This is a genomic window from Agrobacterium leguminum, assembly GCF_005144435.2.
GTDB classification, from domain to species: Bacteria; Pseudomonadota; Alphaproteobacteria; order Rhizobiales; family Rhizobiaceae; genus Agrobacterium; species Agrobacterium leguminum.
Window position 1 is genome coordinate 543,902 of sequence record NZ_CP120216.1, and the last position, 14,705, is coordinate 558,606.

13 protein-coding genes are annotated in these 14,705 nt (G+C 56.5%); 2 read left to right on the plus strand and 11 right to left on the minus strand.

Features of this window, described 5'->3' with window-relative positions:
* Nucleotides 1-95: 95 nt before the first annotated feature.
* Complete coding sequence (locus tag CFBP4996_RS29250) at nucleotides 96-1,280, minus strand: acetyl-CoA C-acyltransferase (protein WP_080854937.1); 1,185 nt, start codon at nucleotides 1,278-1,280, stop codon at nucleotides 96-98.
* Between the two features lie 70 nt (nucleotides 1,281-1,350).
* Nucleotides 1,351-2,157 carry an enoyl-CoA hydratase gene (locus CFBP4996_RS29255; RefSeq protein ID WP_080854938.1) on the minus strand — a complete coding sequence of 269 codons (807 nt, stop codon included), beginning with the start codon at nucleotides 2,155-2,157 and terminating at the stop codon, nucleotides 1,351-1,353.
* A 207-nt stretch (nucleotides 2,158-2,364) separates the two neighbouring features.
* On the opposite strand from CFBP4996_RS29255, the gene CFBP4996_RS29260 reads away from it, so the two are divergent.
* Together CFBP4996_RS29260 and CFBP4996_RS29265 are read left to right on the plus strand one after the other, a co-directional pair.
* Nucleotides 2,365-3,342, plus strand: a complete 978-nt coding sequence (locus CFBP4996_RS29260) for an NAD(P)H-dependent flavin oxidoreductase (protein WP_080854939.1) — start codon at nucleotides 2,365-2,367, stop codon at nucleotides 3,340-3,342.
* A gap of 285 nt (nucleotides 3,343-3,627) precedes the next feature.
* A complete protein-coding gene (locus CFBP4996_RS29265; protein WP_080854940.1) occupies nucleotides 3,628-4,242 on the plus strand; it encodes a TetR/AcrR family transcriptional regulator in 615 nt (204 codons plus the stop codon).
* A gap of 88 nt (nucleotides 4,243-4,330) precedes the next feature.
* On the opposite strand, the gene argC is transcribed toward CFBP4996_RS29265, so the two are convergent.
* The 9 genes from argC to CFBP4996_RS29310 form a co-directional block, all read right to left on the minus strand.
* Nucleotides 4,331-5,308, minus strand: coding sequence for an N-acetyl-gamma-glutamyl-phosphate reductase (argC, locus tag CFBP4996_RS29270; protein WP_137396205.1), 978 nt, complete (start codon nucleotides 5,306-5,308; stop codon nucleotides 4,331-4,333).
* Nucleotides 5,309-5,994: 686 nt separating this feature from the next.
* Nucleotides 5,995-6,756, minus strand: coding sequence for an SDR family NAD(P)-dependent oxidoreductase (locus CFBP4996_RS29275; RefSeq protein WP_080854941.1), 762 nt, complete (start codon nucleotides 6,754-6,756; stop codon nucleotides 5,995-5,997).
* Complete coding sequence (locus tag CFBP4996_RS29280; protein WP_080854942.1) at nucleotides 6,753-7,937, minus strand: acyl-CoA dehydrogenase family protein; 1,185 nt, start codon at nucleotides 7,935-7,937, stop codon at nucleotides 6,753-6,755. The genes CFBP4996_RS29275 and CFBP4996_RS29280 overlap by 4 nt, the downstream gene beginning before the upstream one ends.
* A gap of 12 nt (nucleotides 7,938-7,949) precedes the next feature.
* Nucleotides 7,950-9,755, minus strand: coding sequence for an AMP-dependent synthetase/ligase (locus CFBP4996_RS29285; RefSeq protein ID WP_080854943.1), 1,806 nt, complete (start codon nucleotides 9,753-9,755; stop codon nucleotides 7,950-7,952).
* Nucleotides 9,756-9,764: 9 nt separating this feature from the next.
* Nucleotides 9,765-10,589 (minus strand): ABC transporter ATP-binding protein, encoded by an 825-nt coding sequence (locus tag CFBP4996_RS29290; RefSeq protein ID WP_080854944.1) that lies wholly within the window; start codon nucleotides 10,587-10,589, stop codon nucleotides 9,765-9,767.
* Nucleotides 10,589-11,779 (minus strand): ABC transporter substrate-binding protein, encoded by a 1,191-nt coding sequence (locus tag CFBP4996_RS29295; RefSeq protein WP_080855382.1) that lies wholly within the window; start codon nucleotides 11,777-11,779, stop codon nucleotides 10,589-10,591. The genes CFBP4996_RS29290 and CFBP4996_RS29295 overlap by 1 nt, the downstream gene beginning before the upstream one ends.
* 59 nt (nucleotides 11,780-11,838) lie before the next feature.
* Nucleotides 11,839-12,882, minus strand: coding sequence for a branched-chain amino acid ABC transporter permease (locus CFBP4996_RS29300; RefSeq protein WP_080854945.1), 1,044 nt, complete (start codon nucleotides 12,880-12,882; stop codon nucleotides 11,839-11,841).
* Complete coding sequence (locus CFBP4996_RS29305) at nucleotides 12,882-13,766, minus strand: branched-chain amino acid ABC transporter permease (RefSeq protein WP_205529299.1); 885 nt, start codon at nucleotides 13,764-13,766, stop codon at nucleotides 12,882-12,884. Before CFBP4996_RS29305 ends, CFBP4996_RS29300 begins: the two co-directional genes overlap by 1 nt.
* Nucleotides 13,756-14,610, minus strand: coding sequence for an ABC transporter ATP-binding protein (locus tag CFBP4996_RS29310; RefSeq protein WP_080855383.1), 855 nt, complete (start codon nucleotides 14,608-14,610; stop codon nucleotides 13,756-13,758). The genes CFBP4996_RS29305 and CFBP4996_RS29310 overlap by 11 nt, the downstream gene beginning before the upstream one ends.
* Between the last annotated feature and the right edge of the window lie 95 nt (nucleotides 14,611-14,705).

The following is a 14,705-nucleotide window of genomic DNA, read 5'->3' on the forward strand; positions in this document are numbered from 1 at the left end:
GCGCATGCGCCTCGCTCAAGAAGCAGGAGACCTAGGGCCTGCTGGTCAGACCAAGTCTCCTTCTACGCATGTGGTGCGTCGCATCTGTTTAATCGTCAAACCACTTCGAACAATCCGGCCGCCCCCATTCCACCGCCGACGCACATGGCAACAACAACATATCTGGCGTTTCGACGTTTTCCTTCGATGAGCGCGTGCCCGATCATCCGGGATCCTGTCATTCCGTAAGGGTGCCCGATCGATATGCTTCCGCCGTTCACATTGTACAGATCCGGATCAATGCCAAGAAAATCCCGGCAGTACAGCGCTTGGCAAGCAAACGCTTCGTTGAGCTCCCAAAGACCAATGTCGTTCGTGTCCAGGCCATGCTGCTTAAGGAGCTTTGGAATTGCATAAATGGGTCCAATTCCCATTTCCTCGGGCGCGTTGCCGACAACCGCAATGCCCCTATAGATACCCAGAGGGGACAGGCCGCGCTGTTCGGCCAGTTTTCCTTCCATGAGTACGCATGCCGAAGCACCGTCCGAGAACTGGCTTGCGTTACCCGCAGTAACGCACCCACCATCAACGACGGGGCTTAGGCCCTGCAAAATATCCAGCGTAGTCGAAGGACGGTTACCCTCGTCACGAAACAACGTCACCTCCTCATAGGTGACCGCGCGGGTTTGCCGATCGACCACGCGCTTTGTCGCAGAAATTGGCACGATCTCATCGTCGAAGCGGCCGGCAAGTTGCGCCGCTGCAGTGCGTTGCTGCGACAGGAGAGAATATTCGTCCTGAGACTGCCGGCTTATACCATATTTTGTTGATACAAATTCCGCTGTCTGGAGAACGGGCATATAGGCCGCTTCGGCCTTCGCGATAACGGAACTATCCTGCTCCTGGAGAAGGAGGTCGAAATATGGTTTCTGCAAAGCGCTGATGTTTTCCTGCCCGCCGGCGACGACGATGCTCATGCCGTCGACGATGATCTGCTTGGCGGCAGTGGCCACCGCCATCAGTCCCGAAGCGCATTGACGGTCCATCGTCTGACCAGCCACTGTACTCGGCAGACCGGCGGCCAGCGCCGAAAGACGGCCAATGTTGCCACCCCCGGTCCCCATGGTCAAAACCGTTCCGATCACCACGTCTTCGACCTCGGCTCCGTCCACACCGGCCCGACTTACAGCATGTCGGATTGCGTGAGCCTGCAGGCTTGGTGACTTTATGTTGTTCAGTGAACCAGAGAACGCCCGACCAATGGGGCTCCGTGCTGTCGATACGATAACGGCTTCTTTCATTACCTGCTTCTCCTGCTGCAACTGAGATCGACGCACGCTCGGAACACCATTCACCTCAGCTGAAAAACACTCACCTGCCCTTGAATACAGGACGGCGCTTCTCGATGAATGACTGAAGGCCGATTTCGAAATCCTCGTCGAGCGAACATGCCGCAAAGCTCTCCTGCTCCGCGAGAAGCTGCTCTGTCAGTGTGCGGTCCAGCGATGCGTTCAGGAGGTGCTTTGTTCTGGCAAGCGCAAGGGTCGGCCCCTGCGCCAGAGAAAGGGCAACGGCTTGACTGACCGTCTGAAGCTCATCGACCGGTACGACGCGATTCACCAGTCCAAATTCGAGCGCCTTGACGGCGTCAAACCTCTCGCCAAGCAATGCGATTTCCATTGCGCGCTTCAACCCGACGATACGCGGAAGTCCGTAGGTGCCGCTTCCATCAGGACTGGCGCCGATGTTGCGGTATGCCATAGTAAAATAGCTGTTGTCCGCCGCGACGACCAGGTCACAGCTGTTCATCAACGACAGGCCGAAGCCGGCAACCGCGCCCCGCACGCTTGCGACCACCGGCTTATCCATCCGCCTAATCCGAATGATGGATTCGTGGACTTCGCCTATGAAACGTTCGAACAGCTGCTGCCTGTCCGTGGCGCCAAGCTTCAACGTCTCGGCAAACGTTCGGATGTCGCCGCCCGCCATGAAGTTGCCGCCAGCACCTTGCAGCACCACCGCGCGGACTGTGGGATCGAGTCCCACTGCCGCTAGGGCTTCACGAAGCGCATAGGTCAACGAGCGATCCAGGGCGTTTAGTACATCAGGACGATTCAAAGTCACCGTCCCAACCCCGGTCACCTTGTCTTTTGACACCGTTACTGCATTTGCTGACATGGTCTACGTGCCTCCACCCGACTTTCCGTCTCCGAGCTAAGCCGTCGCCGGCCCTGTCGCTGCGAAAATTCTGCTCGATCGATCTGCCTTGCGCATCAGCGAATGCGACACGGGCCTGTTGATCAATTCTCTCCGTGTGTTACTTGTGAGTAAGATACGTACTAACGGGTATCTATTGTGTCAAACGAAAAGCGGGAGGTTGCGGAAATGCAGACAAGGTTTACCGAGCTTGTGGGCGTCGACTACCCTATCATGCAAGGCGGAATGCATTTCGTCGGGCTCGCCGAACTGGCTGCAGCGGTTTCAAACGCCGGTGGTTTGGGGACAATCACGGCCCTGACGCAGAAGACACCTGCGGATCTGGCTGCGGAGATCAGACGCTGCCGCTCAATGACGGAAAAGCCGTTTGCGGTGAACCTGACATTTCTTCCGGCTGTCAACAGGCCTGACTACGGTGGCTACATTCGATCGATAATCGACGAAGGCGTCGAGGTGGTCGAGACCGCAGGAAGCAACCCCATTGAGTATCTGCCGGCTCTCAAAAAGGCTGGCGTCAAGATCATTCACAAATGCACCTCCGTTCGGCACGCCCTTAAGGCCCAGTCGATTGGTTGTGACGCGGTCAGCGTAGACGGCTTCGAATGCGGAGGACATCCAGGGGAAGATGACATTCCGAACTTTGTACTCCTGCCTCTCGCCGCCGAGGCTTTGACAATCCCGTTTCTGGCGTCCGGTGGGATGGGCAGCGGCAGTTCCCTCGTCGCCGCACTGGCGCTTGGGGCAGACGGAATCAACATGGGTACCCGCTTCGTCGCAACGAAAGACGCCCCCGTACACGACAATGTAAAGAACGCCATCGTCTCGGCAACCGAGGTCGATACTCGACTGGTCATGCGTCCCTTGCGAAATACCGAACGGGTGCTGCGCAACGCCGCGGTGGATCGTATCCTGAAGAAGGAAAACGACCTCGGCGAAGCAATAACTTTCCCGGATATCGCCGATGAAGTGGCCGGGGTATACCATCGGATCATGAAACTCGGCGAAGTCGACGCGGGAGTCTGGTCGTGCGGACTGGTCGCCGGATTGATCCACGATCTTCCGACAGTCGCCGAGCTGATGGAACGTATCATAGGGGAGGCGAAGGACATCGCGACCAACCGACTTGCCAAGATGGTGGTATGCTGACAAATAGCTCCAGATTTTGTCGAGAGTTGACGGCCGACTATGCCTGGCGGGCGGTTTGACTGCCATCGTATTTTCAACGGTCGACCGGGGTCCTGAGCCTGTCGGCATGATTGAGTAAATGAGGGCAGCTTCGCCTGGGAGGAGGACGGCCAGACCCTCAGCCCAGCAGTCAGGTGTCCCGCAAGGAGGAGTTTATGGGCCAGTGCGTGACAACCCCATATAAGTCTTCCGAAAACGGGTTCATCGCTATTTGACGAGGGCTCTCTTGAAAGAGGAAAGTTAAAAATGTCGGATTCCCCATGGTCGCCGCTTAAGGAAAGAAAGAAGGGACGAAATACAAAGCGAGATGCGATACTTCATACCGCAGCTCAACTATTTGTTCAGAAGGGTTTTCATTCCACCTCACTCGAAGAGGTTGCGGATCAGCTGAATATTACAAAGCCAACTCTTTATTATTACCTCGACAGCAAGGACGACATTCTCTTCGAGTGTGTTCAACTGGGATTGGAGCTTATAAAGAGCGCGATCATGCAGGCATCTGAAGGCAGCGGGACTGCCGCCGACAAGCTGCGCGCCGCTCTCGCGAGCTATGCCAATGCGGTGACGATGGATTTCGGGCAATGTCTTATCCAGGTCGGAGAGGATCCGTTGCCGCCTGAGAAAAAGAAAGCACTTCGACGCCTAAAAGCTGAAATCGACCGGGAATTTAGAACCCTTATCGAGGAAGGTATCGCAGACGGATCGATTGCACCCATGGATCCAAAGATCGCCGCGTTCACCGTGCTTGGAGCGCTCAGCTGGATCGGCCGATGGTTCAAGCCAAATGGAGATTTGAGCCCCGCGCAAGTCGCCGAGCAGTGCACGTCTATCCTCATGTCGGGACTTTGCCCACGCAGGTGACCGGCTGGGAAAGCAAGACATCCAGCCGATCTCCTAATCTCGAACTGCGACCCACATTCCAAAATATATCGGGGAGAAGGTCACAAAATCATGGCCAGAAGGGTGCGCCATCCAGGCCTGCAGTTTCCGGCAAGCCACAGATCAGGTTCGCGTTCTGCACCGCCTGACCAGCCGCTCCCTTGCCCAGGTTGTCGACCACGCCTATGGCGATCACTAGATTGCGTTCGGGATCGGCAGCATAGCTGACGAACGACAGGTTTGATCCGGTAGCCCATTTTGTCTGCGGGGGCCTGTCGGTCACGCGCACGAAGGCCCGGTCGGCATAGAAGCGTCGAGCCGCGTCGAGGCATTGCGCCGTAGTTGCTTGGCCCCTGCAGTAGATGGTGACGAGGATACCGCGCGTCATCGGGATCAGGTGAGGCGTGAACACCAAGCCATCCGCGCTGCCGCCGCTCAGCCGCTCGATGGTGCTGGCGATCTCGGGCATGTGGACGTGTTTGAGCAGGCCGTAAGGAATAAGGTTCTCGTTGCTCTCGGCATAGCCGAATTTGCTATCGCCGCCGCCCCGACCAGCGCCGGATATGCCCGTCTTGGCGTCGATCACTATGTTTCCGGGCTCGATCAGCCCATTGACCAGCAAGGGTGCCAATGCGTTTAGCGTCGCTGCAGGAAAACAACCGGGATTGGCTACGCGGTTCCGCCCCTTGATCTCGTCCGGCCAGATGTCGGCCAAGCCGTAGGCCCAGTTTTCGGCATAGCGGTGGTCACCGCCTATATCGATGATCTTCACGTCACCGGGTACACGCGCCAGCGCCTCGGCCGAAGTGCCCGTCGGCAATGATGCGAATAGCACGTCGAGTTTCGGTAGAGTCGCGGGGTCCCATTTATCGATCACCAGATCGGCCAGTCGGGCAGGCACTCCGGGGAAGCGTTCAACCAACATGCTGCCAGCACTGCCCTCGCCAGCCGCATATACGAGTTCGAAAGATGGGTGGCCCGCGATCAGGCGCATCGCTTCTCCGCCGCCAAAACCACTAATACCGACAATACCGGCGCGAATCTTCATTGTGCCGTCCTTCTGGAATTCGGATAAAATAAAACCCCCGAAGCCGAGGGCTGCGGGGGTTCAGGAAAGCGGGCCGGTGTCACTCCGGTGTGTGAAACCTATGTTGAGGCGGTCACCACACAGACGGACACTGATCGACGCGCAGCCCAAAAAGCCACCGCTTGGAGCAGCGTCGATCAAAAAGGTCCTGGTTCCTGAACATGACGTTCATCGGTGACGCGACACCCGGCAATAGTCAAGCTGAATATCGGCTGACCACCCAACGTGTTGTCGCGACAACACCAATAAAAATTACAATTTTGCCGACCTATGGGGCGGATGCCACGAGAGCTGCTCGCCTATCTCACCGTCACCGATCTCTGGCACTACCCAGAGACTTTTGCGTATCTGATACCAAATTCCCGCGACCTCTCAAGCAAATTCCACGCCTGTTCTATTACCAATTCCGCGCAGCCTCCTGATCATGCGACGCGTTTTTTCGCGCCGATGCTCAGGCGGCCTTTGCCAAGGTCTTTCCGGCTGTCCAGATCGAGGTCGAATTGGCCAAAGGGATTGACGTGAGCATAGGCCTGGAAGGCTCACCGTCCGCTCCTGCTGTTATCGATCGATGCGTGATCTTCTGGCTTTACTCAAAATTCCGTTGAAGCTGCCACAGTCGGACTTGAGTAAGCGAGCGTGCGGGAGGATCATCTCGCCGCCATCCGTAAAGCACCGTCGAGGCGGACGGTCTCGCCATTGATCATCCTGTTTTCAATGATGTGGATCGCAAGCGAGGCATATTCGCTGGAGTAACCCAGTCGCTGCGGGAACGGAACCGACATCCCGAGGCTGGCTTGCGCGGCCTCCGACAACGTCCGAAGCATCGGCGTCTCGAAAATCCCCGGGGCAATGGCGCACACGCGGATACCCAATGGAGCGAGTTCGCGCGCGGCCGGCAGTGTCAGTCCGACAACGCCCGCTTTCGAGGAGGCATATGAGGTCTGCCCGATCTGCCCCTCGTAGGCGGCAACGGAAGCCGTGTTGACAACAACTCCCCGTTCGTTGTCCTCCAGCGCCGCAAGGTGCTGGACAGCGTCGGCAAACAGGCTCAGCATGTTGAAGCTGCCAACCAGGTTGATTTCGATCCCGCGTCGATAGTCATCAAGCGGCATCCTGCCCTGCTTTGATAGAATTTTCCGGATCGGCGCAACGCCAGCACAATTGACAAGAATTCTTGCCGTCCCGTGCGATTGCGCCGCCATCGCGAATGCCGTCTCGCCCTCCGTAGCATCGGAGACGTTTACCCCAATACCAATACCGCCGATCTCGGCGGCAACGGCCCTGGCCGCCGCCTCGTTCACGTCGAAAATGGCGACCTTCGCGCCTTCGGCCGCGAGCGCCCTCGCCGTCGCCTCGCCCAGTCCGGAGCCACCCCCGGTCACAATTGCAGCCATGCCACTTATCTTCATCGTCCCGTCTCCTGCTGCGCTACGGACTGGAATTCGCGCGCGATGATTTCCTTCATGATCTCGTTGGCGCCAGCATAAATCCGCTGGACGCGGCAGTCGGCAAACATCCGGGCGATCCGGTATTCCTCCATATACCCGTAGCCGCCATGAAGCTGAATGCATGTGTCGAGCACGCGGTTTTGCATTTCGGTCGCATGCAACTTGGCCATAGATGCGTCAGCGGCTGAGAGGTCGCCCTTGACGTGGCGCATCACACAGTCGTCCACAAAGGCCCGTCCGACGCGGACCTCACGCAGGCAGTCGACCATCATGTGACGTGGCACCTGGAGTTCGGACAACGATTTTCCAAACACCTGTCGTTCTGACGTGTATTTCAGCGTCAGCTCCACCCCGTGCTCGCTCATTGCCTGAGCGCCAATTGCGACGCCAAGGCGCTCTTGCGGCAACTGCTCCATCATCTGGAAGAAGCCACGCCCTTCGACACCCCCCAGCAGATTATCGTCCGGAACATGCAGATCGGAAAAGAAAAGCTCCGCCGTGTCCGAACCATGCATCCCGATCTTGCGCAGGTTGCGCCCGCGCGTAAAACCTTCAGCCCCCGCGGTTTCGAGGACAAGCAATGAGACACCAGCGGCACCTCTCGATCTGTCGGTCGAGCAGACGAGGACAATCAAATCCGCCAACATGCCGTTGGTGATGAAAATCTTCGAACCGTTTACGACGTAGTCGCCGCCGTCCTTCCTTGCCGTTGTCTTTATTGCCTTGAGATCGCTACCTGCACCAGGCTCGGTCATGGCGATCGCCCCAACCCATTCACCCGATGCAAGCTTTGGCAGCCAGCGAAGCTTCTGCTCAGCAGTTGCATATTTCAGGATATAGTGAGCGACAATCGTGCCGTGGATGAGTTGCTGGAACGAGGTCAACCCGCAATAACCGAGTTCCTCATTCACAACAGCCTCAAAACTGAAGTCGGCGCCCGATCCACCATATTGTTCAGGAATCGAGGGAAGAAGCGCGCCAATGTCCCCCGTCATTCGCCAGAATTCGCGATCAACAAAATGCTGTTTGCGCCATGTTTCTTCACGCGGAACCGCTTCATCCTCCAGAAACCTGCGAAACTCCTTTCTGAACTGGACAGCTTCGTCACTCTCCCACGCGCGGCGCGGCCTCAGATCAATCATAGGGCACCTCCGTCAGGCATAGAGCGCTTCGATCTGAGCGCTGTATTTCTGTTGAATGTTGGCGCGACGGATTTTCATCGTGGCGGTTACTTCGTCGTCATCATGGTCAAGCTCCTTGACAAGCAGATGGAACTTTCGCACCTGCGCCACATTCGCAAGCGACGCGTTATGGCGACGAACTTCCCCGTCGATCAGTGCGGCGACACGCGGGTTTTCGACCAGTGATCGATATGTCGTGTAGGGGATCTTCTGTTCTTCCGCCCATTTACCGACGACTTCGCCGTCTATCTGTATCAGGGCTGCCACGTAATTGCGCCTTTCAGCAACGACGACGCATTCCTTGATGTAGGGACTGGCCTTGATCGTATTCTCTATTTCGGAAGGGGAGAGGTTCTTTCCGCCGGCGGTTATCATGATATCCTTCAGGCGGTCGATAATTCGAAACTGGCCGTCGATCTGCTCGACTACATCGCCTGTGTGAAGCCATCCGGCACGAATGGCCTGCCGCGTCGCCTGGTCGTCACGATAATATCCACAGAAGACTGTCTCACCACGAACCAGAAGTTCGCCATTCTCGCCGATCGTCACCTCCGCGTTGGGAGCAGCTTCTCCGACTGACCCTGGAATGAGATGGTCGAGGCTTTGCCCAAGCACGATGCCGGTCGTCTCGGTGGCACCATAAAGCTCGACCAGCGGCACGCCGATTGTCCGGAAGTAGTGGACGATCGACGGAGAGATAGGCGCGGCTCCGGTATACGCGAGGCGCGATTTTCTCAAACCGATAAAGTTCTGGAGTGCTCGGAAAACCAACCAATAGTAAAATTGGAGCGTCAGTCGCTGGGCAAATGTGCGGCGATTCCTTGGAATGTTGGCGAACTTCCCGCACGCCATTACCCCACGATCGTGGATCTTCCGGCGCAGGCCGCCGGCTTCGATCAAGCCAATCTGAATCGACGAATGCAGTTTTTCCCAGATGCGCGGCACGCCCAGGAATGTCGTGGGAGCCACTTCCCTCAGATCCTGTTGCACGGTCCGCAGGCTCTCGCCGAAATCGACACGGGAGCCCAGGTAGATCGGGCCCATCGTTGTAAACATCTGTTCCGCTACATGGCACAGCGGCAGATAGGACAGATGGCAATCTCGTTCGGAAATGGCGAGCATTTCCTGAATCGCGAAGGCTTCTGCCCGCAAGTTCCGCCAGCTGAGCATGGCCCCTTTGGGTTTTCCCGTCGAACCGGAGGTGTAGATCATCATCGCCACGTCATCGAGGTCCTGCACAGCCAAGCTGCTTTCGACATGGCCGGGTTCGGATTTGCGCTGTGCGGAACCGATCGCCTCGAGTTTTTCAAACGTTTTGACGATGTCGCCTGGGTAAGCCCTTATTCCTTTGGTTTCGATGACAACTATATGTCGCAGCGACGGAAGATCGCTCAGTATCTCCACCACCTTGTCGAGCTGTTCCTCATCCTCGCAGATCACGATTTCTGCACGAGAGTGCTCAAGCACATAACGGACTTCGTTGACGGGGGACGTCGGATAGACCCCGACCGTTACCGCGCCATTGATGCCGGCTCCCATCTGCGCCAGTACCCATTCAATGCGATTTTCGGACAGCACCGCAATATGGCTGCCCTTTCTGATGCCGAATGCGCGAAGTCCATGAGCGATGTCACAGGAGCGACCAAAGTATGTCTTCCAGGAGGTCGCGGTCCAGATTCCATATTCCTTTTGGCGGATGGCCGTATTGTCCCCAATTCGCTCGGCATTCTGTGCCAGCATCTGCGGCATGGTCTTTTGCGGTAAAGTATTATGTTTCATGTTTTGGTCTCACGACAACCAGCGTTTACGACGTTTGTAGCTCTTGATTTCGCGGAACGATTTTTCGCGGCCACCATGTGAGTGACCGAGATAAAATTCGCGGACATCTTGATCCTTGATCAGTTTCTCGGTTGGGCCGTCGATCTGGATCTTGCCTGATTCAACGATATATCCGTAATGCGCGACCGCCAGAGCAACGTTGGCGTTCTGCTCCACCAGAAGCATTGAAACCCCGGTTTGCCGATTGATACGGCTGATAATTGTGAAGATCTCCTCGACGAGAATTGGTGAGAGACCGAGCGACGGCTCATCGAGAAGGATCAACCTTGGCCGTGCGATAAGCGCGCGGCCAATTGCCAGCATCTGCTGCTCTCCGCCGGACAGATAACCTGCACGTCGATGTCGCCGCTCATAGAGGCGCGGAAAATAGTCGTATACGAGTTGAAAAGGGGTAACAGGCAGACCCCTTCCCACCAGCGCGAAAGTGGCGGCCGTGAGGTTCTCCTCCACCGTCAGATCCTCGAATATGCGGCGACCCTCCATGATATGGAAAAGACCTTTCCGCACCAGTTCATGAGGCTGCATCCGACTGATATCCCGTCCATCGAACAGGATACGCCCCGAGACGACTTTTCCGTCCTCCAGACCGAGGAGGCCAGATATTGCTTTGAGAGCGGTCGATTTCCCCGCACCATTGGAACCGAGCAGAGCGGAAATCTGGCCTTCGCGGACAGCCAGGGAAAGACCCCGGACGGCTTGCACCGATCTGCCATAGACAACTTCGATGTTTTCAACTCGAAGGATGAAATCACCTTCTGACTCTGGTGACATCATCACTTGCTCGCTACATCGATCCAGTCGGAAACCGGCAACATCTTCCGCTCGGCGGCACTGTATTGATAGATGCGACCGATCGGGACTGAATTGCCATATATGGAAGCTGGCACCCCGATAAGTCCGCCCGTATCGAAATCCTGAATCGTGTTCAACGCAGATTTGAGGTTGCGGCCGTTCAATTCTTTTCCGGATTCCAGAACACGCTTTGCTGCCTCAAGCATGAACATCGCGGACACCATGCCTTGCATATAGCCGGTCGCTTGATATTCGGGGCGCATCTTGCGGATTTTTTCAAGCATGGGCGCCGGTTCGGAATCGTAGTAATAACGATACGGCATGATCCCCATGAAACCATCGGCAACCTCCCCGACGCCGTCCCAGAGGGAACTGTCCATCGACCAGAACGTGCCCATGAATTTCGCCTTCAGCCCCAGCTGCTTGGCTTGACTGATAAATTCCGGCAATGGCGCCAGCACATAACCGTGGAACAGCACGTAATCGGGACGGACCTGCCGCAGCCGCAGCACCTCGGTGGAGATATCGGCGGCAGTCGGCTGCGTGATGATTTCGGCGACGATCTTCAATCCAAGTTCGGCAGCTTTAGACCGCGAAAACGCGATCGGATCACGACCGAACTCAGTGTCCGAGTTCACGAGCACTATCTTGGATCCGGGATCTTTCGTCGCGATATACTTCATGAGAATTCCAATCATGTTGGAATAATCTGGTCCCGCCATGAAAATATTCGGGAACTTCTCGGGGTTGTTCAATTCGGAGGCGAAGGACGCGCCGCCCATCAGGATTTTATTGGTGCGCCCAAGTTCTGGTGAAATGGCTTTCGCAAAGCCCGTCGAATCTCCGTAGTAGAGATTTATCTGGTTCTGGCTCGTCAGCTTGTTGTAGACCGCGACCGATGCGTCGGGCTTGTAACCCGTGTCCTCGAAGGCAAGACGCACTTTTCTACCGGCAATACCACCACTTTCATTGACGATGGCCAGATAGTCCTGAATGCCCCGCTCAATTGCAATGCCGGCGAATGCAAACCCTCCGGTCAGCGGTAGCGATGCTCCGATTACAAGCTCTCCAGCCTGAGCGCGGGATATGCCGGCCGTCATCGAAAACGCCCCTGCCGTCAAGGCAGTGGCACCGAATTTCTGGATCAGCGCACGTCGCGTAATTTCTGTCATGGTATCCTCCTCCTGATTCATGCAGATAGGTCAAATTCGGGATGCGGGGGTAAATTCACTCAGGTGCGAAATGGCCAGAGCCTGAAAAAGCGTCGAACTCGGCGCACGACCTCCGCCAGCCCCTGAGGCTCGAAGATCAGGAAGCCAACAATCAGGGCACCAAATGAAATCGTCCGGATTGGCGAGAGCGTAATTGCGGCATTCGGAAACCAGGGGCCGAACAGCTCCATGACAAAACGAAGGAGCTCGGGAACCAATGTCATGAAAATGGCTCCAAGCACACCACCGAGAATGGAGCCCATCCCCCCGACGATTATGGCCGCGAGCATGAAAATCGAAGTTGCGAATGGAAAGCTGTCCGGCGTGACGACGCGGAAGAAATAGGCCCAAAGCCCTCCTGCTATCCCTGCGTAGAATGACGCCAGCGCGAAGCTCATGAGCTTGTATCGAAGTGTCGCTATTCCAAGCACCTCGGCCGAGATATCACGGTCGCGAATGGCTATCAGCGCCCGCCCGATACGGTTGCGGAAAAGGTTTGCCGCACCGGTCACCATTATCAGGCAGATCGGCAGGATCAGCCAGTATAGCTGGCGATATTCGACAAGTTCTGTTCCCAACAGGATGGCCGGGGCGATGGTGATGCCCGCGCTTCCGCCTGTAACCGACTCCCAGGCGACAAATACGAAGTGGAAAATGAAGGAAGCAGAGATGGTAGCAATGGCGAGATAAAGGCCTTTGACCCGAAGGCTCGGCAACCCGACCACAACCCCTGCTCCGGCAGCCATGCATCCGCCTGCGAGAACATTGAGCAGTACCGGGAAGTCGAACTGACGAGCGAGAAATGCGACGGTATATGCGCCAACTGCCATGAATGCGGCATGGCCAAGACTGACCAGCCCGGTGAACCCCGTCAGGATATTCAAGCCTGTGGCTGCAATAATGTTGATCAGCACGAGACAGGCAAGGTAAGTCCAGTAGGAATTGAATGTGACCGGCAGGATGAGCAGGGTCAAAATCAGGATCCCCATCCAGAACTTCTGTGTTCGTGTCGTAAGAAGCGCCTCGTCTTCGCGATAGCTCTCTTTGGCAGTTCCTATGATCATTACAATCTCTCTATTTCGTGAGTTCCAAAGAGACCATAGGGACGCACAACCAGCGTCAGGAGCAGAAGCGAGAACGTGACGAGACCTTGATATTCACCTCCAAGGTATGCGCCGATCCAGGCCTGAAGCAGTCCCAAGGCAAGTCCGCCGACCAGAGCCCCCGATACAGAATCCAGCCCCCCTATGATGATGACGACCAAGGCGGACAGTCCAAACGCACCCATCGTCGGTGAGATTCCGCTTATCGATCCCAGAAGGATCCCGCCACCTGCCGCGGTCGCACAACTGATCATCCAAGTGATAGCGTAGACGCGCGGCACATTGATTCCACAGGAGTAGGCCGCAGTCTGGTCGGAAGCCGTCGCGCGCAACGCGACTCCGCCTCGCCAGAAGCGGAAGAATAGCAGGAATGCGGTCACTGCTATCGTCGCCGAAACGAACGCGATAACGATCTTTCTCGAGACGTAAGCCTCGCCCAGAAAGACCGGAGCACTTCCAATGAAGGCCGGAAGGGTACGGGGATCCGTGCCCCAGATCATCTCGATGGTGCCGACCAGGATGGAGCCCAGTCCGACGGTCACCATGAACATGGAGATCGGACTTTCGCCAAGCATTGGCCGAATGAGACCTCGCTCGACGACCGCACCGACCAATCCGCCTCCTGCCACCGCCATGGGAAGCGCAAGCCACGTCGGCAGCCCGTATCCACCTGCGAGTGCAAGGAACAGATAACCGCCAAGGATCAATACTTCGCCGATTGCAAGATTTATGACGCGAGTTGATTTGTATATCAGGACAAACGCCAGCGCGGTCAGAGCGAGCAGCGACCCCGAGCCAATACCTGCCAGGGAAACTTCGATGAAGTATAGCATCTCACCGGACATGTTCATGCCCCGCCGGCGTTGCTGCGTTAAGCCGCGCCATCAGCGCTACGGGATCCCCGCTACCCAGATAGGCTTCCGCCACCTGCGGATGGCCTTGCACAGTTCGTGGCTCACCATCTACAATTTTCTGACCGAAGTTCAGGACTGCGACATGGTCAGAAATGTCCATTACCAAACCCATGTCGTGTTCGACCATGATGATGGTGACCCCCCATTCCATCTTCACCTCCAGAATGAAGCGCGCCATATCCTCGGTTTCCTCGCGGTTCATTCCGGCAACCGGCTCATCGAGCAGAAGAACACTCGGACGCATCGCCAGAGCGCGCGCAAGCTCGACGCGTTTTTGCAGTCCGTAGGAAAGCGTTGAAACGGGCATGTTCCGGATGTGATCTATCTCGAGGAAGTCGATGATCTTGCGCTCGACTTCCTCTCTCAGATGCTCTTCCTCGCGCGCAGCGGCGCCCCAATGAACCAGCCCCTGCAAAAGGTTGGTTTTCAGATGCGCGTGACGACCCAGCTTGATGTTGTCCTTGACGGTCATTCCTCGGAACAACGCGATGTTCTGAAATGTCCTTGCAAGACCAAGTGCGGCACGTCTTGCCGGCGCCAGACGCGATATGTCCTGATCTCCGAGAAGGATCTGACCAGAGGTAGGGCGATAGAAGCCCGAAATGCAGTTGAAAAGTGAGGTTTTCCCAGCACCATTTGGGCCGATAATGGCCGTGATCGAACCGGCACCGGCGCAGAACGAAACATCGCGCAGGGCTGCGATGCCGCCGAATGACAAAGTGACATCTCGTACTTCGAGCGAAACCGCCGGGTGAGCCGAAACAGCCTGCGGCATGTCATCCGGCGGATCACCAAGTTCCACATATGCCGAACCGATAGCAGGCAACGTTTCTCCTCCCAAGAAAATCGACCCTGAGTATATAACTTACT

What these genes read in the sequence shown, in the direction of transcription:
- CFBP4996_RS29250 (WP_080854937.1), bottom strand. Translation starts at nt 1,280, where the DNA reads ATGAAAGAAGCCGTTATCGTATCGACAGCACGGAGCCCCATTGGTCGG.
- CFBP4996_RS29255 (WP_080854938.1), bottom strand. Translation starts at nt 2,157, where the DNA reads ATGTCAGCAAATGCAGTAACGGTGTCAAAAGACAAGGTGACCGGGGTT.
- CFBP4996_RS29260 (WP_080854939.1), top strand. Translation starts at nt 2,365, where the DNA reads ATGCAGACAAGGTTTACCGAGCTTGTGGGCGTCGACTACCCTATCATG.
- CFBP4996_RS29265 (WP_080854940.1), top strand. Translation starts at nt 3,628, where the DNA reads ATGTCGGATTCCCCATGGTCGCCGCTTAAGGAAAGAAAGAAGGGACGA.
- argC (WP_137396205.1), bottom strand. Translation starts at nt 5,308, where the DNA reads ATGAAGATTCGCGCCGGTATTGTCGGTATTAGTGGTTTTGGCGGCGGA.
- CFBP4996_RS29275 (WP_080854941.1), bottom strand. Translation starts at nt 6,756, where the DNA reads ATGAAGATAAGTGGCATGGCTGCAATTGTGACCGGGGGTGGCTCCGGA.
- CFBP4996_RS29280 (WP_080854942.1), bottom strand. Translation starts at nt 7,937, where the DNA reads ATGATTGATCTGAGGCCGCGCCGCGCGTGGGAGAGTGACGAAGCTGTC.
- CFBP4996_RS29285 (WP_080854943.1), bottom strand. Translation starts at nt 9,755, where the DNA reads ATGAAACATAATACTTTACCGCAAAAGACCATGCCGCAGATGCTGGCA.
- CFBP4996_RS29290 (WP_080854944.1), bottom strand. Translation starts at nt 10,589, where the DNA reads ATGATGTCACCAGAGTCAGAAGGTGATTTCATCCTTCGAGTTGAAAAC.
- CFBP4996_RS29295 (WP_080855382.1), bottom strand. Translation starts at nt 11,779, where the DNA reads ATGACAGAAATTACGCGACGTGCGCTGATCCAGAAATTCGGTGCCACT.
- CFBP4996_RS29300 (WP_080854945.1), bottom strand. Translation starts at nt 12,882, where the DNA reads ATGATCATAGGAACTGCCAAAGAGAGCTATCGCGAAGACGAGGCGCTT.
- CFBP4996_RS29305 (WP_205529299.1), bottom strand. Translation starts at nt 13,766, where the DNA reads ATGTCCGGTGAGATGCTATACTTCATCGAAGTTTCCCTGGCAGGTATT.
- CFBP4996_RS29310 (WP_080855383.1), bottom strand. Translation starts at nt 14,610, where the DNA reads ATGCCGCAGGCTGTTTCGGCTCACCCGGCGGTTTCGCTCGAAGTACGA.